This window comes from Streptomyces sp. SKN60, assembly GCF_026236535.1.
In the GTDB taxonomy this organism is placed as follows: Bacteria; Actinomycetota; Actinomycetes; order Streptomycetales; family Streptomycetaceae; genus Streptomyces.
Genome location: NZ_JAHTMW010000003.1, coordinates 335,070 through 353,703, shown reverse-complemented (window position 1 = coordinate 353,703; position 18,634 = coordinate 335,070). Strand labels below are relative to the sequence as shown.

Genomic DNA, 18,634 nt, shown 5'->3' with positions numbered 1-18,634 from the left:
TAGGCTGACCGGCATGGCAGGCAAGGCGGCAGCGGTGGAGCTCGAGGTCGGCGACCGGACCGTGAAGGTGTCCAACCCCGACAAGGTGTACTTCCCCGAGCCCGGCTACACCAAGATGGACCTGGTCCGCTACTACCTGGCCGTCGGCGAGGGCATCACCCGCGCGCTGCGCGACCGGCCCACCACCCTGGAGCGCTACCCCGACGGCGTGACCGGCGAGTCCTTCTTCCAGAAGCGCGCCCCCAAGTACCTGCCCGACTGGATCCCCACCGCCCACATCACCTTCCCCAGCGGCCGCTCCGCCGACGAGATGTGCCCCACCGAGCCGGCCGCCGTGCTGTGGGCGGCCAATCTGGGCGCGGTCACCTTCCACCCCTGGCCGGTGCGCCGGGGGGACACCGACCACCCCGACGAGCTGCGCCTCGACCTCGACCCGCAGCCCGGCACCGACTACGCCGACGCCGTCCGCGCCGCCCACGAACTGCGCGCGGTCCTCGACGAGCACGGGCTGCGCGGCTGGCCCAAGACCTCCGGCGGCCGCGGACTGCACGTCTTCGTGCCGATCCTGCCCAACTGGACCTTCACCCAGGTCCGGCGGGCCGCCATCGCCTGCGGCCGGGAACTGGAACGGCGCATGCCGGACCGGGTCACCATCAAGTGGTGGAAGGAGGAGCGCGGCGAGCGGATCTTCGTCGACTACAACCAGACCGCCCGCGACCGCACCATCGCCTCCGCCTACTCCGTCCGCCCCCGCCCGCACGCGCCCGTCTCCGCGCCGCTGCGCTGGGAGGAGATCGACGACGCCGTCCCGCGCGACTTCGACATCCGTACGATGCCGGCGCGGTACGCCGAACTCGGCGACGTGCACGCCGACATGGACGCCGAGCGCTTCAGCCTGGAGCCGCTGCTCGAACTGGCCCGGCGGGACGAGGCCGAGCACGGCCTGGGCGACCTGCCCTATCCGCCGGAGTACCCGAAGATGCCGGGCGAGCCGAAGCGGGTCCAGCCGAGCCGCGCGAAGAAGGACTGACCTGCGGCCGGTTCGGTACGCCCGGCGCCCAGGGTTTACGCCTCCGGCGCGCGCCGCTCGCCGGGCGGGAGCAGCAGTACCTCCAGGGCACGGGCGCAGGCCCCGGCCCGCGCCAGGAACCAGTCGAGCCTGGCGTCCGCGAGCAGCCGCCGGTCGGCCCGTACGGCCAGGGCGAACCGGGCCCGTCCCGACCGGTCCAGGACCGGCACCGCGAGCGTGCGCTCCCCGGGCTGCGGGTCGTCCTCGGCCAGGGCGTGCCCCCGCTCCCGTATCCGCGCCGACTCCGGATCCGCCGCGCCGCCGCCCGGCTCACCGGGCCCCGGCCAGGCGAGCAGCACCCGGCCCTGCGCGGTCGCGCGCAGCGGCCGGCGCAGCGAGACCTTCGGGGTGACCGCCCCGCCGGCCACCGTCACCGCGTACGGGCCGCTGCGCAGCGCCAGGGTGACGGTGCCGCCGGTCCGCTCGGCGAGATCGCCCAGCTCGGGCCCGGCCAGATGCAGTCCGCGCTGGTGGTACGAGAGCCGGCCGAGCTCCGTGACCACCGGGCCGAGCCGGTAGCGCGCCGTGCGCGGGTCCTGCTCCAGGAAACCGGCCGAGAGCAGCGTCCGGGCGAGCCGGTGCGCGGTCGACGTGGACAGACCGAGCCGGCGGGCCAGGTCCGAGGCGCTCGGGTCGGGCCCGTTGTCCTGGAAACAGCGCAGGACGTCCAGGGCCCGGCGGACGGCCTGCGCCCCGGCGGGCGCGGCGGCGGGCGGCGCCGAGGGCGACGGCACGGACTCGGGCGTTCCTTCGGGCGCGGTGAACGACTGGGCGGCCTGGAGGGTGGTCATGGCCCCCACGCTGCCACATCGCGGGAGGCCCGCAGGGTGGGATCCGGCGACCGGAAACACACCGTTCACGCGCCCTCCCACCGGCTGGGACGCGGCCGGCCCCCGGATCCGCAGATCATGGCCGAAACCGGTCGGACCGGCGCGTCGGAAACCCGCTCCGGCGCGCCGTGTTGACGTCCGGACGGTGCCGTTGATCGGACGTTGATGGCGCGTTTAGAGCCCCGGACCACAGTGGTTCCCATGCAGAACGACACCATGACCCTCGCCCCGCTGCCCCTCGTGGCCGACGACCTCTCGTGGCAGGAGGACGCGCTGTGCGCCCAGGCCGGGCCGGAGTTCTTCTTCCCGGCGCCGGGCTCCTCGACCCGCGAGGCGAAGCTGCTGTGCGGGGCCTGCGAGGGCCGCATCGCCTGCCTGGAGTACGCGCTGACGCACGACGAGCGGTTCGGCGTGTGGGGCGGCCTCTCGGAGAAGGAGCGGATCCGGCTCAAGCGGCGTCGGGGCTGATCCCGCGCGGGGAGTCAGCCCCCGGCCACGGGGGCTCAGCCGGCCGCGGGGCTCAGCCGGCCGCGCGGGCTTCCATCCGGGCCTTGCGCGCCGCGAGCCGCTCGTCGAACTTGCGGGCCTCGGCGTCCAGGCCGTTCATGTACAGACCGAGCTCCTCCTGGGCGCGCAGACCGTCCGGGCCGAGCCCGTCGATGTCGAGCACCTTGAGGAAGCGGAGCACCGGCTGCAGCACGTCGTCGTGGTGGATGCGCAGGTTGTAGATGCCGCCGATGGCCATCTGGGCCGCCGCGCGCTCGAAGCCGGGCATCCCGTGGCCGGGCATGCGGAAGCCGACGACCACGTCCCGTACCGCCTGCATGGTCAGGTCGGGGGCGAGCTCGAAGGCCGCGCCCAGCAGGTTGCGGTAGAAGATCATGTGCAGATTCTCGTCCAGCGCGATGCGGGCGAGCATCCGCTCGCAGACCGGGTCGCCGGAGTGGTGGCCGGCGTTGCGGTGCGAGATGCGGGTGGCGAGCTCCTGGAAGGACACGTACGCGATCGAGTGCAGCATCGAGTGCCGGTTGTCGGACTCGAATCCCTCGCTCATGTGCGCCATGCGGAAACGTTCAAGCTCGTCCGGGTCGACGGCCCGCGAGGCCAGCAGGTAGTCGCGCATCACGATGCTGTGCCGGCCCTCCTCCGCGGTCCAGCGGTGCACCCAGGTGCCCCAGGCGCCGTCGCGGCCGAAGAGGGTGGCGATCTCGTGGTGGTAGCTCGGCAGGTTGTCCTCGGTCAGCAGGTTCACCACGAGGGCGATCCGGCCGACGTCGGAGAGCTTCGACTGCGAGCGGTCCCAGGCCTCGCCGTCCTCGAAGAGGCCCGGGAAGTTCCGGCCGTCCGACCACGGGACGTACTCGTGCGGCATCCAGTCCTTGTAGACCTTCAGATGCCGGTTGATCTCCTTCTCCACGGCCTCTTCGAGAGCGTACAGGAGCCGTGCGTCGGTCCACCCTGAAGAAGTACCGAGGTGGGGAGAGGTGAGCGTCACGGGGACTCCTGGGGACGGAGAAGGGCATTCGAACTACCTACGGCTTCGTAGGTTACGAGACCGTAGGTTAAGGCCCCGTAAGGCGTCGGCCAAGCCCGTCTCGGCGATGTCCGGTTACGTTCCGCTATGCCCCCAGGTCCCGTACCACGGAAGAGACCCAGGTCACGCGTTTGTTCGCCGGGTCCCCCGTGGTCGGGCGGCTACTCAGAGCAGACGGTCGGCCGTCGTCGGCCGCAGGGTGCCGTCGAGGGTCAGCCACCGCGTGATCCCCAGCGATTCGAGGAACGGCAGGTCGTGACTGACGACGACCAGCGCGCCCTCGTACGCCTCGAGGGCGGACGTCAGACTGCGGACCGAGGCCAGGTCCAGGTTGTTCGTCGGCTCGTCGAGGAGCAGCAGGCGCGGCGCGGGCTCGGCGAGCAGCAGCGCCGCCAGCGTCGCGCGGAAGCGCTCACCGCCCGACAGCGTCCCCGCCGGCCGGTCCGCCCGAGCGCCCCGGAACAGGAACCGGGCGAGGCGCGCCCGGATCTCGTTGGGCGTGGCCCGCGGCGCGAACCGCGCCACGTTCTGCACCACGCTCAGCCCGTCGTCCAGGACGTCGAGTCGCTGCGGCAGGAAGCGCAGCGGCACGTGCACCTCGAACTCGCCCGAGACTGGGGCGAGTTCACCCGCGAGCGTCCGCAGCAGGGTCGTCTTCCCGGCCCCGTTCCGGCCGAGCAGCGCCACCCGCTCGGGTCCCCGCAGCTCGAACCCGCCGTCGACCCGTGCCCCGTAGGGCAGTTCCAGATCGCGCAGGGTCAGCACGTCCTGCCCCGGATGCACGGTGGTACGGGGCAGCTCGACGCGGATCTCGTCGTCGTCCCGCACCAGCTCCACCGCCGCGTCGAGCCGCGAACGCGCCGCGTCGAGACGTTCGGCGTGCAGCGCCCGGTGCTTCCCCGCGGACACCTCGGCCTGGCTCCTGCGGTTGTTCGCGACGATCTTCGGCACCACCTTGTTCTCGAAGCTCTTCTGCGCATAGCGCCTGCGACGAGCCAACTTCGCCTGAGCGTCGGAGAGTTCGCGCTTCTGCCGCTGTACGTCGGCCTCCGCGACCCGCACCATCCGCTCGGCCGCCTCCTGTTCGGCGGCCAGCGCGGCCTGGTAGTCCGACCAGGCGCCGCCGTACCAGGTGACCTCGCCGTCCCGGAGGTCGGCGATCTGGTCGACCCGTTCGAGGAGTTCGCGGTCGTGGCTCACCACGACGAGGACGCCCGTCCAGGCGTCCACCGCCTCGTAGAGCCGGCGCCGCGCGGACCGGTCCAGGTTGTTGGTCGGCTCGTCGAGCAGCAGCACCTCGGGCCGGGCGAGGAGCAGCGCGGCGAGCCGCAGCAGCACGGACTCGCCGCCGGACAGCTCCCCGATCGTGCGGTCCAGGTCGATGTGGCCCAGGCCGAGCTGGTCGAGCACCGCCCGGGCGCGCTCCTCCACGTCCCAGTCGTCGCCGACGGCCGCGAAGTGCTCCTCGGCCGTGTCGCCCGACTCGATCGCGTGCAGGGCGGCCCGCGCCGCGTCGATGCCGAGCGCCCGGTCGACCCGCAGCGCGGTGTCCAGGACCAGGTTCTGCGGGAGATAGCCGATCTCGCCGGCCGTGCGGACGGTGCCGGATGACGGGGTCAGCTCGCCGGCGAGCAGCTTGAGCAGGGTCGACTTCCCCGCGCCGTTGAGCCCGACCAGACCGGTCCGGCCGGGGCCGACGGCAAGGCGGAAGTCGTCGAGGACCCGAGTGCCGTCGGGCCAGGAGAAGGAGAGGGACGAACAGGTGATGAAGACGGGGCGAGTTGCCAAGAGGGCCTCCCGGATGCGAAGCGTGGAAAAAGGGGCATCGCGTGAGACACCGGGGCGCGGCGGGATGTCGGGACCAGGAGATCCGGGCCGGAACGGAGACCGGAGCGGCAGGAGCGCTCGTACGCCGAGGTCGGACGACGGCACACGCGGCGGCAGCAGGCAACAGGCATGGCGGCACGCGCGGCACGGTGTCTCAGGACCTCAGACGTTCAACGGCCTGCTCCGATCTGGCGACGACAACGACGCGGACGACGCTACGGGCGGGGTCCGGGGGAGGGCAACCGATTTATCGGAGGGTGGCCGAGCGTCTAGGGGTGCTCCTCCAGGAGCTGCGCCAGGTCCTGGTCCCAGTCCACGTACTGGTGCTCGCGGCCGGACGGCACCACGTGCTGCGAGCGCTCCAGGAAACTGCGCAGCTCCGAGGTGCGGATGTGCACCATGGCCACGCCCTCGGGCGCGTGGAACTCGACCACCGTGCGGTCGTAGCCGTACGGCCGCAGCCGTACGTCCCCGACGCCGGCCGGCCCGTCCACGCCCTGCACGAGCAGCTCGCGGGCGAACGCCCAGGACACCTCGACGCCCTCCAGGGTCGCGGGCGGCGGGAAGGCCATGCTCACGGCGTACGGGTCCGCGCGGTCGTAGCGCAGGGTGGCGGCGACCGACTCCGTGCGGGGTGCGGACGCGACCAGACGGGCCTGCACGGCCTGCTCGATGACCTTGGACATGGGCCAGCCTCCTGTCGCGGTGCCTTGCATCCGCTGCCTCTGCCTGACACAAGGAGAGACGATCCACGGGGCCGGATCGTGCACCGGAGGGGTACGTGAGCTGTGTCACCGCCGGGGCGCGCGGCGCCGTCGGGGCTCCTCGGGGTCCTCGGCAGTGGCCTCAGCGGTTCTCGGCCCGGTCGAAGTCGCCGCCCGCGCAGGGGCCCGAGTGGTCGCAGTACGGCTGGTTCCCGGAGGCCCCGCAGCCGCACAGCACTGCCCGGACCTCGTGCCGCTCGCCGCTGCCGGTGCGAACCCGCAGGTCACCGCGGATCAGCAGGCGTCCGTCCGGCATCCGGCGGACGGTGGTCGGGTCGTCCGGCGGTTCGGTCGTGCCGTCCGCCAGGTGGTAGCGCAGCGCGCCCGAGGGGCAGCGGCGGACCACCTCGGCGACCTCCGAGGGCGCCGCCTCGCCGGGCCGCACCCAGGGGCGCTTCTGCAGGTCGAAGACGGCCGGGAGACCGCGCACGCACTCGGCCGCGTGCAGACAGCGGCGTGGCTCGAAAGTGACGGTGATGCCCTCGCCGTCGTACTCCTTGAGCTTCGGCGCCTCGTCGGGGACGGGGTCGTTCACGCGGTCCGTCATGCGCACCAGCCTAGGAAGGCGGCGGCCGGTGCGCACTCCGGCCGTACGCCTCCGGCCGACGACGCGGTCTGGACGGGGTCTTCGCCGTGGGCTAGCTTCCGGCGCCATGACGTCCATGGGGAAGACGAGACGAGTGGTGGCGGCGGGACTGGCTGGGGCGGCGCTCGCGACGGCCCTGACGGTGCCGGCCGAGGCGGCGGGGGCCGCGGGGGCGGCCGACGGGCACGCCACCGGCGCGTGGCCGGGCTGGCGGCTCACCGGGACCGGCACCGACGCCCGCTTCCGCGGTCTTGCCGCGGTCAGCCGCTCGGTGGCCTGGGCCGCCGGGTCCAAGGGCACGGTCCTGCGCACCACCGACGGCGGAGCGAGCTGGCGGAACGTCTCTCCGCCCGAGGCGGCCGGTCTGGAGTTCCGCGACGTCGAGGCCTTCGACGCGCGGCGGGCCGTGGTCCTCGCGATCGGCGAGGGCGAGGCGTCCCGGGTCTTCCGCACCGAGGACGGCGGGACGACCTGGACGGAGTCCTTCCGCAACACCGACCCGCGCGCCTTCTACGACTGCATGACCTTCTTCGACCGGCGGCACGGGCTCGCGATGAGCGACCCGGTCGACGGCAAGTACCGCATCCTGTCCACCCGCGACGGCGGCCGTTCCTGGGAGGTCCTGCCGAGCGACGGCATGCCGGCGGCGCTGCCCGGCGAGGCCGGGTTCGCGGCGAGCGGCCAGTGCCTGGTGTCCGCCGGCCCGCGCGACGTGTGGCTGGCGACCGGCGGCGGCGCGGCCGGGCGCGTGCTGCACTCGGCGGACCGCGGGCTGACCTGGACCGCCACCGAGACCACCGTCCCGGCGGGCGAGGGCGCCAAGGGCGTCTTCGGGCTCGCCTTCCGCGACCGGCGGCACGGCATCGCGGTCGGCGGCGACTACCGCAAGGACCAGCCCTCGCCGCTGGCCGCCGCCGTCACCGGCGACGCGGGCCGCAGCTGGACCGCGTCCACCACCCCGCCGCCCGCCTACCGCTCCGGCGTCGCCTGGCTCCCGCACAGCGGGTCCGCCGCGCTCGCCGTCGGCCCCACCGGCACCGACCTCACCACCGACGGCGGCCGCACCTGGCGCACGGTCGACCCCGGCTCGTACGACACGGTCGACTGCACCACCGACGGCGCCTGCTGGGCCGCCGGCGAGAAGGGCCGCATCGCCCGGGCGGAACGCCGCTAGCGAAGCCGTCCGGGGGCCGGGCCCGGCCCCCGGACGGTCAGGCGGGCAACTCGTCCCGGAACGGCGCCAGTCCGTCCACCGACTTGGTGGCGTAGAACTGCACGATCCGGTACGCACACACCCCGGCGACGACGAACGGATCGCCCGCCACGATCTCCTCGATCTCCGCCCGCCCGACCCCACCGGCCAGAATCACCCCACCGTCCCGCGGCTCCTTCCGCCCGGACGCCAGGAACACCCCCTCGGCATACCGCGCGTTCAGCCACTCGACATGCGCGCCCAGAAGCGCGTCGACCCGCTCGATGGGCGCGGTGTAACTCAACTCCAGTACGAACATGATCGCCAGGCTACCGGCCCCCTCGAACCCCACGGCCGCATAGGGTTGTGGACCGTGACGATCATCGAGATTCCCGAGGGATGGCCCGCCGACGAGGACGCGGCGCTCGCCGTGCAGCAGGAGCTGCGGGGGCGGCTGGTGCTCGGGGAGGAGGGGCCCGGGGTCGGGGAGGGGAACGTCACCGGGGTGGACGTGGCGTATGACGACGAGCGGGACCTGGTCGCCGCGGCGGCCGTCGTGCTCGACGGGCGGAGCCTGGAGGTGGTGGAGGAGGCGACGGCGGTGGGGCGGGTGTCGTTCCCGTATGTGCCGGGGCTGCTGGCGTTCCGGGAGGTGCCGACCGTGCTCGCCGCGCTCGGGCGGCTCTCCGCCGACCCCGGGCTGCTCGTCTGCGACGGCTACGGGATCGCACACCCGCGCCGGTTCGGACTCGCCAGCCATCTCGGGGTGCTCACCGACCGCCCGGCGATCGGTGTCGCCAAGAACCCGTTCACCTTCACGTACGAGCAACCCGGCGCCGCCCGCGGCGAGTTCAGCCCGCTCGTCGCCGACGGCGAGACCGTCGGACGGGCCCTGCGCACCCGCGCCGGCGTCAAGCCGGTCTTCGTCTCCGTCGGGCACCGCGTCTCGCTCGACCGGGCCTGCGCGCTCACCCTGCACCTCAGCCCGCGCTTCCGGCTGCCCGAGACCACCCGGCACGCCGACGCGCTGTGCCGCCGGGCGCTGCGGGACGCCCTGAGCACGAGCACCCCGTGACGCTTGGGACGACTGAGTACCCGTACGGATATCGAGCCGTGACACCGCGGCGGCAGAGTGTGGGCATGACATCCCCCGGCACGACCCGTCCCACCCCCATCGGAACCCTGCAGTGCGTCGTCCTGGACTGCCCCGACGTGATGGAACTCGCCGTCTTCTACCAGCGGTTGCTCGGAGGCGAGATCAACCGCCCCGACCCCCAGTGGGCCGTCGGCGACGCCTGGGCCACCCTGCACGGCGCCGGCGGCACCCCGGTGCTGGCCTTCCAGGGCGTGGCCGACCACCGGCCGCCGGTATGGGGAGCGCCCGAGCAGCAGTTCCACATCGACGTCCGGGTCGCCGACCTCGACGCCGCGCACGAGGCGGTCCTCGCGCTCGGCGCCTGGCGCCTGGACGGCGACGGCGGCGAGGACGGGAACGGCGACGACCGGGCCTGGCGCATCTACGCCGACCCGGCCGGCCATCCCTTCTGCCTCGTCCGGCACTGACCGCCCCAGGAAAGGACGCGGTCAGCCCGAGTGCGCCACCCGGAAGCGCAGGCCTGCCGCCCGCAGCCGCTCGATCAGCGCGTCGCCCATCGCGACCGCCGTCGTCACCTGCCCGGCGGTCTTCGGCAGGGTGTCGTGCGCCAGGCACAGCGCCGACTCGGCCAGCATCTTCGCCGTCTCGTCGTAGCCCGGATCGCCGCCCGACACCTCGGTGAAGACGCGCCGCCCGCCGACCTCGCCGACGAACCGCACCGAGAACCAGCTGCGCGCCCGCCGCTCCGCGCTCGGCCCCTGGCCCGGCTCCCAACGGTCCATCAGCCAGTCGCGTACGAAGGGGAGTTGGGCCGCGAGCACGCCCGCGCCGACCACCGCCGAGCCGCCCAGCGCCATCGGCAGCGTCTTCACCGAGGCGTAGTGGCGGTAGCGGAAGTCCGGCCCGTAACGCTCCAGGCCGCGCGCCGAACGCGCCACCACCTGCGGGTCGATCGTGGGCAGCGGCAGCGCCCAGGTGCCGGTCTCGCGGCTGAAGCGGGGCCGGCCCAGCGGCGCCCGGGCCCGCCGGGTCACCAACCGCGGCTCGTACAGGCGGCGTTCGCGCGCGGCCCGGAGGATCTCCCGGCCGCGCCCGAACGCGGTGAGCGCCGAGGCGAAGGTGCCGCCGGAGAAGATCGCGCCGGCCCGTACGAACCCGTCGATCCGCAGCGGCACGCCCTCCGGCAGCTGCCGCACGGTGAAGTACACGCCCAGGTCGTGCGGGACCGAGTCGAAGCCGCAGGCGTGCACGAGCCGGGCGCCGGTCTCGCGGGCGACGGCGTCGTAGCGCACGTACATCCGGTCCACGAACTCGGCCTCGCCGGTCAGGTCCAGATAGTCGGTGCCGGCCTCCGCGCAGGCGGCGACCAGCTCCTCGCCGTACCAGACATAGGGCCCGACGGTGCTGGCCACCACCCGTGCGGACCCGGCGAGTTCGCGCAGCGCGGCCGGATCGGCGGAGTCCGCGACGAGCAGCGGCAGCTCGGCGCAGCGCGGCCACCGCGCCGCGAGCCGGTCGCGCAGGGCGGCGAGCCTGCCGCGGCTGCGGCCGGCCAGGGCCCAGCGGGTCTCCGCGGGGGCGTGCTGGGCGAGGTACTCCGCGGTGAGCTCCCCCACGAAACCGGTCGCTCCGAAGAGGACCACGTCGTACGGCCGTGCGGCCGCCCCTGTCTCCATCCAGCCCCTCGCCTTCGCCCCCGCGCCGCACCCGGCGCGCGTGTCGTCGGCGGACTCTAGCGGACGCGGTCCGGTGGGCGGACCGGGCGGTACCCGCCGTGCGGACCGGGCGGTACCCCTCGGCAATTTCCAAGCGCTTGCTCGGCTCGGGGGCTTGTGCCGAGTGGAACACGTTCCTAGCATCTTCGGTGTTACATCATCACTGTCACACACGTCTGGGGACTCGATGGGTACGAGGAGCACGACGCAGACCGAGCGGACCGGCCCGCTCTCCGGCGTCCGCGTGGTCGAACTCGCCGGGATCGGCCCCGGCCCCTTCGCCGCCATGCTGCTCGCCGACCTCGGCGCCGACGTCGTCCGCGTCGACCGCCCCGGCGGCGCCGCCCTCGGCATCGACCCCGCCCACGACCTCACCAACCGCAACAAGCGCTCCGTCGTCCTCGACCTCAAGACCGACGGCGGCACCGGCACCGTGCTCGACCTGGTCGCCCGGGCCCACATCCTCATCGAGGGCTACCGGCCCGGCGTCGCCGAACGCCTCGGCCTCGGCCCCGACGCCTGCCTCGCCCGCAACCCGCGACTCGTCTACGGCCGGATGACCGGCTGGGGCCAGGACGGCCCGCTGGCCAAGGCCGCCGGCCACGACATCGCGTACCTCGCCGTCACCGGCACCCTCGGCATGATCGGCCCCGACCCGGACGGCCCGCCCACCGTGCCCGCCAACCTCGTCGGCGACTACGCGGGCGGCTCCCTCTACCTCGTCATCGGCGTCCTCGCCGCCCTCCAGCACGCGCGGACGCACGGCGAGGGCCAGGTCGTCGACGCCGCCATCGTCGACGGCGCCGCGCACCTCGCCACCATGATCCACGGCATGCTCGCGGCCGGCAGCTGGCAGGACCGGCGCGGGGTCAACCTGCTCGACGGCGGCTGCCCCTTCTACGGCGTGTACGAGACCTCCGACGGCGGCTTCATGGCCGTCGGCGCCCTGGAGCAGCAGTTCTACGACGAGTTCGTCCGCCTCCTCGGCATCGAGGAGGCCGCCCCGGCGCGCCGCGACCTCGCCCGCTGGGACGAACTGCGCGCGGCCGTCGCCGCCCGCTTCCGCACCCGTACGAGAGAGGAGTGGACGGGCGTCTTCGAGGGCACCGACGCCTGCGTGGCCCCCGTCCTCTCGATGCGCGAGGCCCCCGCCCACCCCCACCTCGCCGCCCGCGGCACCTTCGTCGAGCACGGCGGACTCGTCCAGCCCGCGCCCGCACCCCGCTTCTCCGCCACCCCCGGCGCGGTGCGCACCGGGCCCGCGCGGCCGGGCGCCGACGCCGACGAGGTCGCCCGCGACTGGGCCGTACCCGCCCTGCACACCCCGGACGCCCCGCCCGCCCCCGACGCCCAGGAGCCGAAGAACGCATGAAGCGCACGCTCTACACCGACGACCACGAGGCCTTCCGGGGAGTCGTCCGGACCTTCCTGGAGAAGGAGGTGCTGCCGCACTACGCGCAGTGGGAGAAGGACGGCATCGTCTCCCGCGAGGCGTGGCGCGCCGCCGGCCGGCAGGGGCTCCTCGGCATCGCCGTCGAGGAGGAGTACGGCGGTGGCGGCAACCCCGACTTCCGGTACGCCGCCGTTCTCGCCGAGGAGTTCACCAGGGCCGCCGCCCCCGGTCTGGCGATCGGCCTGCACAACGACATCATCGGCCCGTACCTCACCAAGCTCGCCACCGACGAGCAGAAGCGGCGCTGGCTGCCCGGCTTCTGCAGCGGCGAGCTCGTCACCGCGATCGCGATGACCGAGCCCGGCGCGGGCTCCGACCTGCAGGGGATCCGGACGACCGCCGAGGACCACGGCGACCACTGGGTCCTCAACGGCTCCAAGACCTTCATCTCCAACGGCATCCTCGCCGACCTCGTCGTGGTCGTCGCGAAGACCACCCCCGAGGGCGGCGCCCACGGCCTGTCGCTGCTCGTCGTCGAGCGCGGCATGGAGGGCTTCGAGCGCGGCCGGAACCTCGACAAGATCGGGCAGAAGTCCCAGGACACCGCCGAGCTGTTCTTCAAGGACGTCCGGGTCCCCAAGGAGAACCTGCTCGGCGAGCTCAACGGCGCCTTCGTCCACCTCATGACCAATCTGGCTCAGGAGCGGCTCGCCATCGCCGTCGCCGGCATCGCCGGCGCCGAGCACCTCCTTGAGCTGACGACGACGTACGTCAAGGAGCGCGAGGCGTTCGGCCGGCCGCTGGCCAAGCTGCAGCACGTGCGCTTCGAGATCGCCGAGATGGCCACCGAGTGCGCCGTCACCCGCGCGTTCGTCGACCGCTGTATCGCCGAGCACGCCGATCCGGCCGGCCTCGGGCTCGACCCCGTCAACGCCTCGATGGCCAAGTGGTGGGCGACCGAGCTGCAGAAGCGGGTCGCCGACCGGTGCCTGCAACTGCACGGCGGATACGGCTACATGAGCGAATTCCCGGTGGCCAGGGCGTTCACCGACGGCCGTATCCAGACCATCTACGGCGGGACGACCGAGATCATGAAGGAGATCATCGGCCGCTCCCTGCTCACCTGACCCCCGCCGACCCGCCGACCCGCCGACCCGTCGAACCCGCCGACCCTCCGAAACCCCTCTGTGACTCGCCCGAAAGGCAACACCGTGACCACCGAAGCGTACGTCTACGACGCGATCCGCACCCCGCGCGGCCGCGGCAAGGCCAACGGGGCCCTGCACGGCACCAAGCCGATCGACCTCGTCGTCGGCCTCATCCACGAGATCCAGGCCCGCCAGCCCGGCCTGGACCCGGCGGCGATCGACGACATCGTGCTGGGCGTCGTGGGCCCGGTCGGCGACCAGGGTTCCGTCATCGCCCGGATCGCCGCCATCGCCGCGGGCCTGCCGGACACCGTCGCCGGCGTCCAGGAGAACCGCTTCTGCGCCTCCGGCCTCGAAGCGGTCAACCTGGCCGCGATGAAGGTCCGCTCCGGCTGGGAGGACCTGGTGCTGGCCGGCGGCGTCGAGTCGATGTCCCGGGTCCCGATGGCCTCGGACGGCGGCGCCTGGTTCGCCGACCCGATGACCAACATCGCCACCAACTTCGTCCCGCAGGGCATCGGCGCCGACCTCATCGCCACCATCGAGGGCTTCTCGCGCCGCGACGTCGACGAGTACGCCGCGCTGTCCCAGGAGCGGGCCGCCGCGGCAGTCAAGGCCGGGCGCTTCGACCGCTCGATCGTCCCCGTCAGGGACCGGGCCGGGCTCACCGTCCTGGACCACGACGAGCACCTGCGCCCCGGCACCACCGCCGACTCCCTCGCCCGCCTCAAGCCGTCCTTCGCGGACATCGGCGAGCTCGGCGGCTTCGACGCCGTCGCGCTGCAGAAGTACCACTGGATCGAGGAGATCGACCACGTCCACCACGCCGGAAACTCCTCCGGCATCGTCGACGGCGCCTCGCTCGTCGCGATCGGCTCGAAGGAGGTCGGCGAGCGGTACGGGCTGACGCCGCGCGCCCGGATCGTGGCGGCGGCCGTCTCCGGCTCCGAGCCGACCATCATGCTCACCGGCCCCGCCCCGGCCACCCGCAAGGCGCTGGCCAAGGCCGGTCTCACCATCGACGACATCGACCTGATCGAGATCAACGAGGCCTTCGCCGCCGTCGTCCTGCGCTTCGCCAAGGACATGGGCGTCTCCCTCGACAAGATCAACGTCAACGGCGGCGCCATCGCCCTCGGCCACCCGCTCGGCGCCACTGGCGCGATGATCCTCGGCACCCTCGTCGACGAGCTGGAGCGCCAGGACAAGCGCTACGGCCTCGCCACGCTGTGCGTCGGCGGCGGCATGGGCATCGCCACCATCGTCGAGCGCGTCTGACCACCCGGTCCGCACCCCTCTTACGGATCCAACGGAGAAGCATCAGTCATGAGCGAGAGCACCACCATCCGCTGGGAGCAGGACGAGACCGGCGTCGTCACCCTCGTCCTCGACGACCCCGACCAGTCCGCGAACACGATGAACCAGGCCTTCCGGGCCTCCATCAAGGCGATCGCCGACCGCGCGGTGGCCGAGCAGGACTCCATCCGCGGCATCATCTACACCTCCGCGAAGAAGACCTTCTTCGCCGGCGGCGACCTCAAGGACATGATCAAGGCCGGCCCCGAGGACGCCCGGGCGATCTTCGACACCGCCATCGAGATCAAGGACTCCCTGCGCCGCATCGAGACCCTGGGCAAGCCGGTGGTCGCGGCGATCAACGGCGCGGCGCTGGGCGGCGGTTACGAGATCGCGCTCGCCTCCCACCACCGGATCGCGCTCGACGCGCCCGGCTCCAAGATCGGCCTGCCCGAGGTCACCCTCGGCCTGCTGCCCGGCGGTGGCGGCGTCGCCCGCACCGTACGCCTCATGGGCATCACCGACGCGCTCCTCAAGGTGCTCCTCCAGGGCACCCAGTACAACCCGAAGCGCGCCCTCGACAACGGGCTCGTGCACGAGCTGGCCGCCACACCGGAGGAGATGCTGGCCCAGGCCCGCGCCTTCATCGACGCCCACCCCGAGTCGCGGCAGCCGTGGGACGTCCCCGGCTACAAGATCCCCGGCGGGACCCCGTCCAACCCGCGGTTCGCCGCCAACCTGCCGGCCTTCCCCGCCAACCTGCGCAAGCAGCTGAACGGCGCCCCCTACCCGGCCCCGCGCAACATCATGGCCGCGGCCGTCGAGGGCTCCCAGGTCGACTTCGAGACCGCGCTGACCATCGAGTCCCGCTACTTCACCGAGCTGGTCACCGGCCAGACCGCGAAGAACATGATCCAGGCCTTCTTCTTCGACCTCCAGGCCGTCAACTCCGGCGCCAGCCGCCCCAAGGGCGTCGAGAAGCGCCAGGTGCGCAAGGTCGCGGTGCTCGGCGCCGGGATGATGGGCGCGGGCATCGCCTACTCCTGCGCCCGCGCCGGCATCGAGGTCGTCCTCAAGGACGTCACCGACGAGGCGGCCGCCAAGGGCAAGGCGTACTCCGAGAAGCTGTGCGCGAAGGCCGTCGCCAAGGGCCGTACGACCCAGGCCAAGGCGGACGCCCTCCTCGCCCTCATCACCCCCACCGCCGATCCCCAGGCGCTGGCCGGCTGTGACGCGGTCATCGAGGCGGTCTTCGAGGACACCGCCCTCAAGCACAAGGTGTTCCAGGAGATCCAGCACGTTGTCGAGCCCGACGCGCTGCTCTGCTCCAACACCTCCACCCTCCCCATCACCGTCCTGGCCGAAGGCGTGGAGCGGCAGGCCGACTTCATCGGCCTGCACTTCTTCTCGCCCGTCGACAAGATGCCGCTGGTCGAGATCATCAAGGGCGAGCACACCGGCGACGAGGCGCTGGCCCGCGCCTTCGACCTGGTCCGCCAGATCAACAAGACGCCGATCGTCGTCAACGACTCCCGCGGCTTCTTCACCTCCCGGGTGATCGGCCACTTCATCAACGAGGGCGTCGCCATGGTCGGCGAGGGCGCCGAGCCCGCCTCCGTCGAGCAGGCCGCCGCCCAGGCCGGCTACCCGGCGAAGGTCCTCTCCCTCATGGACGAGCTGACCCTCACCCTCCCGCGCAAGATCCGCAACGAGACGCGCAAGGCGGTCGAGGAGGCCGGCGGCACCTGGGTCTTCCACCCCGGCGAGCTCGTCATCGACCGCATGGTCGACGAGTTCGGCCGCCCCGGGCGCAGCGGCGGCGCCGGCTTCTACGACTACGCGGAGGACGGCAAGCGCGGCAAGCTCTGGCCGGGCCTGCGCGAGCACTTCACCAAGCCCGAGGTCGAGATCCCGTTCCGCGACATGCAGGAGCGGATGCTCTTCTCCGAGGCCCTGGACACGGTTCGCCTCATCGAGGAGGGCGTGCTGACCTCGGTCGCCGACGCCAACATCGGCTCCATCCTGGGCATCGGCTTCCCGGCGTGGACCGGTGGCGTGCTCCAGTACATCAACGGTTACGAGGGCGGCGTCGCCGGCTTCGTCGAGCGGGCGCGCGAGCTGGCGGCGACGTACGGCGAGCGCTTCACCCCGCCGGCGCTCCTCGTGGAGAAGGCCGAGCGCGGCGAGGTCTTCACGGACGCGCGGTAGTACGTGGAGTGCCGGTCGTCCTGAAGGCGGTCCTCAGCTCCTCGCTGAGCGACCGCTGGAAGGCCGTCACGAGGGCCTGGACCACCATCGGCTGCATGTGCGCCGACAGCGACTTCATCGCCGTCAGGTGGTCCGGGTCCGCGCCGCTCTCCCGGTACGGATTCCACACCTGCTCCTGGAACAGGCGCGCCAGCTCCTGCGCGGCGCTCCGCGCGTGCTCCAGGAGCACCGTGCGCGAAGCCAGGATCGTCTCGTGCTCGATCGGCACGTCGAGCAGCTCCACGCCGAGCCGCAGCAGCGCGCCGTCCAGCCGGAACACGTCCGGGTCGGGGCCCTTGTCAAGGACGCCCATCGCGGCCAGCCGGTCCACGTCCCGGTCCGCGAGCGGCCGCCCGGCCCGCCGCTCCAGCTCCTGCCGGGTGATCTCCTCGGCCGACTCCGGCGCCCAGGACGCCACCAGCGCCCGGTGGATCGCCAGATCCTGCGCGCTCAGATCCGGCGGCAGCTGCTCCAGATACCGCTCGATCGCCGCGAGCGTCATCCCCTGCCGCTGCAGCTCCTCGATCAGCGCGAGCCGGGAGAGGTGCGCGGGTCCGTACCGCCCGACACGCCGCGCCCCGATCACGGGCGGCGGCAACAGACCGCGCGTGCCGTAGAACCGCACGGTCCGCACCGTGACGCCGGCCCGGGCGGCCAGTTCGTCGACGGTGTAGCCGGGCTCGTCGGCCCGTTCCTCGCTCGCCTGCTGCTGCATGGTTCAACAGTATTGCTGTCTCACCAGCCTTGTAAAAGAGTTCCGAGGCTAGAGGGACGGCTCTCCCGGGGCGAGTCGCTCGACCGCGACCAGCGCCGCGTCGTCGCCGAGGTGCCCGCCCGCGTACGCCTGGAGGTCGGCCCGCAGCCGGGCGAGCAGGGTGGGCGGGTCGTCCCCGGCCCAGGCCGGCAGGCGCTCGGCGAGCGGGTAGAAGGCCCGGGTGTGGTCGCGGGCCTCGACGACGCCGTCCGTGTAGAGCAGCAACACGTCGCCGACGTCGAACGGGAAGGTCTCCACCGTGACGTCGGGGACGCCGGGAGCGCCGGGGGAGAGGACGTCGGACAGGCCGAGGGGCGGGCTGGCGTCGGCGGCGTCGAGGGGGATCACCTGCCCCTCGCGCAGCAGCAGCGGCGGCGGATGCCCGCAGTTGACGAGCCGTACGACCGGTTCGGCGTCGGGGATGTCGAGGACCAGCGCGGTGACGAAGGCCTCGTCGGCGCCGTCGTCCTCCGGGTCCGCGCCGCCGCCGCCGTCGTCGTCGTCCGCCGACACCATCCCCGCCTCCAGCTGCCCGATCAGCTCCGGCAGCTCCCGCTCGCGCCGCGCGGTGACCCGGAACGCGCCCAGGACCAGCGAGGCCTCGCTGATCGCGTCGAGACCCTTCCCCCGGGCGTCCCCGATGAGCAGCCGCGTCCCCCGCCCCGTACGCGCCGCCGCGTACAGGTCCCCGCCCATCTGCGCCTCCTCCTCGGCCGCCAGATACACCGACGCGATGTGCAGCGGCCCCGCCCGGTGCGGCAGCGGGCGCAGGACGACGCTCTGCGCGGCGTGCGCGACCGCCCGCAGCCGGGTCACCCGGCCCTCGTCCCGCTCCCGCAGATGCGCGAAGAAGGTCACGATCACCGAGATCAGCACCAGCGCGATGATCTGGTACGTGTGGTTCAGGTCCGTGAGACTCGTCCGCGCCACCCCCACCACCGACTGTGCGAGGACCGCGACCGCCCCCACCAGCGCCGTCATCCGCGGCCCCGCGAACGACGCCGCCAACGCCGGCGCCGCCACCAGGAACGGCCCCAGATGCACCTCGGGCGGCGCCAGCACGTCCACGACGGTGACCGCCGCGATCAGCCCGAACGGCACGCAGAGCAGCCACCGCCCGCCCCGCCGGGACAGGCGGAGCCGCCGATCACGCCGGTGGGCCTCCATGGGACAGGCATACCCG

Annotated in this window: 18 protein-coding genes; 9 read left to right on the top strand and 9 right to left on the bottom strand. The window is 73.1% G+C overall.

From position 1 onward, the window contains the following. Positions 1 to 13 precede the first annotated feature (13 nt). Positions 14 to 1,030: a non-homologous end-joining DNA ligase gene (gene ligD / locus KV205_RS07530; protein ID WP_265863204.1), complete on the top strand. Its 1,017-nt coding sequence runs from the start codon at positions 14 to 16 to the stop codon at positions 1,028 to 1,030. Between the two features lie 35 nt (positions 1,031 to 1,065). Here the strand turns inward: ligD and KV205_RS07525 are convergent, their stop codons facing one another. After that, positions 1,066 to 1,860: an IclR family transcriptional regulator gene (locus KV205_RS07525; protein WP_265863203.1), complete on the bottom strand. Its 795-nt coding sequence runs from the start codon at positions 1,858 to 1,860 to the stop codon at positions 1,066 to 1,068. Between the two features lie 240 nt (positions 1,861 to 2,100). Between KV205_RS07525 and KV205_RS07520 the strand changes: the two genes are divergently transcribed. Next, a complete protein-coding gene (locus tag KV205_RS07520) occupies positions 2,101 to 2,367 on the top strand; it encodes a WhiB family transcriptional regulator (RefSeq protein ID WP_265863202.1) in 267 nt (88 codons plus the stop codon). 52 nt (positions 2,368 to 2,419) lie between these two features. On the opposite strand, the gene KV205_RS07515 is transcribed toward KV205_RS07520, so the two are convergent. The 4 genes from KV205_RS07515 to KV205_RS07500 form a co-directional block, all read right to left on the bottom strand. Beyond that, positions 2,420 to 3,394, bottom strand: coding sequence for an acyl-ACP desaturase (locus KV205_RS07515; RefSeq protein WP_265863201.1), 975 nt, complete (start codon positions 3,392 to 3,394; stop codon positions 2,420 to 2,422). Between the two features lie 204 nt (positions 3,395 to 3,598). Next, positions 3,599 to 5,221 (bottom strand): ABC-F family ATP-binding cassette domain-containing protein, encoded by a 1,623-nt coding sequence (locus KV205_RS07510; protein WP_265863200.1) that lies wholly within the window; start codon positions 5,219 to 5,221, stop codon positions 3,599 to 3,601. Positions 5,222 to 5,529: 308 nt separating this feature from the next. Beyond that, positions 5,530 to 5,946, bottom strand: coding sequence for an SsgA family sporulation/cell division regulator (locus KV205_RS07505; protein WP_265863197.1), 417 nt, complete (start codon positions 5,944 to 5,946; stop codon positions 5,530 to 5,532). 160 nt (positions 5,947 to 6,106) lie between these two features. Then, on the bottom strand, positions 6,107 to 6,571 hold the full coding sequence (locus KV205_RS07500) for a (4Fe-4S)-binding protein (RefSeq protein WP_265863196.1): 465 nt from the start codon (positions 6,569 to 6,571) through the stop codon (positions 6,107 to 6,109). 106 nt (positions 6,572 to 6,677) lie between these two features. Here KV205_RS07500 and KV205_RS07495 point away from each other — a divergent pair, with 106 nt between their 5' ends. Next, complete coding sequence (locus KV205_RS07495; RefSeq protein WP_265863195.1) at positions 6,678 to 7,784, top strand: oxidoreductase; 1,107 nt, start codon at positions 6,678 to 6,680, stop codon at positions 7,782 to 7,784. A 37-nt stretch (positions 7,785 to 7,821) separates the two neighbouring features. On the opposite strand, the gene KV205_RS07490 is transcribed toward KV205_RS07495, so the two are convergent. Beyond that, a complete protein-coding gene (locus KV205_RS07490; RefSeq protein WP_265863194.1) occupies positions 7,822 to 8,121 on the bottom strand; it encodes a YciI family protein in 300 nt (99 codons plus the stop codon). Between the two features lie 54 nt (positions 8,122 to 8,175). Between KV205_RS07490 and KV205_RS07485 the strand changes: the two genes are divergently transcribed. Beyond that, complete coding sequence (locus KV205_RS07485) at positions 8,176 to 8,877, top strand: endonuclease V (RefSeq protein ID WP_265863192.1); 702 nt, start codon at positions 8,176 to 8,178, stop codon at positions 8,875 to 8,877. A 65-nt stretch (positions 8,878 to 8,942) separates the two neighbouring features. After that, the gene (locus tag KV205_RS07480) at positions 8,943 to 9,365 is read left to right on the top strand and encodes a VOC family protein (protein ID WP_265863190.1); all 423 of its coding nucleotides are present in this window, start codon (positions 8,943 to 8,945) and stop codon (positions 9,363 to 9,365) included. Positions 9,366 to 9,386: 21 nt separating this feature from the next. On the opposite strand, the gene KV205_RS07475 is transcribed toward KV205_RS07480, so the two are convergent. After that, positions 9,387 to 10,574 (bottom strand): trans-acting enoyl reductase family protein, encoded by a 1,188-nt coding sequence (locus KV205_RS07475; protein WP_265863188.1) that lies wholly within the window; start codon positions 10,572 to 10,574, stop codon positions 9,387 to 9,389. A 226-nt stretch (positions 10,575 to 10,800) separates the two neighbouring features. Here KV205_RS07475 and KV205_RS07470 point away from each other — a divergent pair, with 226 nt between their 5' ends. From KV205_RS07470 to KV205_RS07455, 4 genes are all read left to right on the top strand, one after another. Further along, the gene (locus tag KV205_RS07470) at positions 10,801 to 11,985 is read left to right on the top strand and encodes a CaiB/BaiF CoA-transferase family protein (protein ID WP_265863186.1); all 1,185 of its coding nucleotides are present in this window, start codon (positions 10,801 to 10,803) and stop codon (positions 11,983 to 11,985) included. Beyond that, complete coding sequence (locus KV205_RS07465) at positions 11,982 to 13,133, top strand: acyl-CoA dehydrogenase family protein (protein WP_265863185.1); 1,152 nt, start codon at positions 11,982 to 11,984, stop codon at positions 13,131 to 13,133. The genes KV205_RS07470 and KV205_RS07465 overlap by 4 nt, the downstream gene beginning before the upstream one ends. 84 nt (positions 13,134 to 13,217) lie before the next feature. Continuing rightward, positions 13,218 to 14,432: an acetyl-CoA C-acetyltransferase gene (locus KV205_RS07460; RefSeq protein WP_265863183.1), complete on the top strand. Its 1,215-nt coding sequence runs from the start codon at positions 13,218 to 13,220 to the stop codon at positions 14,430 to 14,432. Positions 14,433 to 14,480: 48 nt separating this feature from the next. After that, positions 14,481 to 16,658: a 3-hydroxyacyl-CoA dehydrogenase NAD-binding domain-containing protein gene (locus KV205_RS07455; RefSeq protein ID WP_265863181.1), complete on the top strand. Its 2,178-nt coding sequence runs from the start codon at positions 14,481 to 14,483 to the stop codon at positions 16,656 to 16,658. Here the strand turns inward: KV205_RS07455 and KV205_RS07450 are convergent. Further along, entirely contained in the window at positions 16,642 to 17,412 is a 771-nt protein-coding gene (locus tag KV205_RS07450) for a MerR family transcriptional regulator (RefSeq protein WP_265863178.1), read from the bottom strand. The genes KV205_RS07455 and KV205_RS07450 overlap by 17 nt on opposite strands. Before the next feature lie 48 nt (positions 17,413 to 17,460). Continuing rightward, a complete protein-coding gene (locus KV205_RS07445) occupies positions 17,461 to 18,618 on the bottom strand; it encodes a PP2C family protein-serine/threonine phosphatase (protein WP_265863176.1) in 1,158 nt (385 codons plus the stop codon). Positions 18,619 to 18,634: the final 16 nt, after the last annotated feature.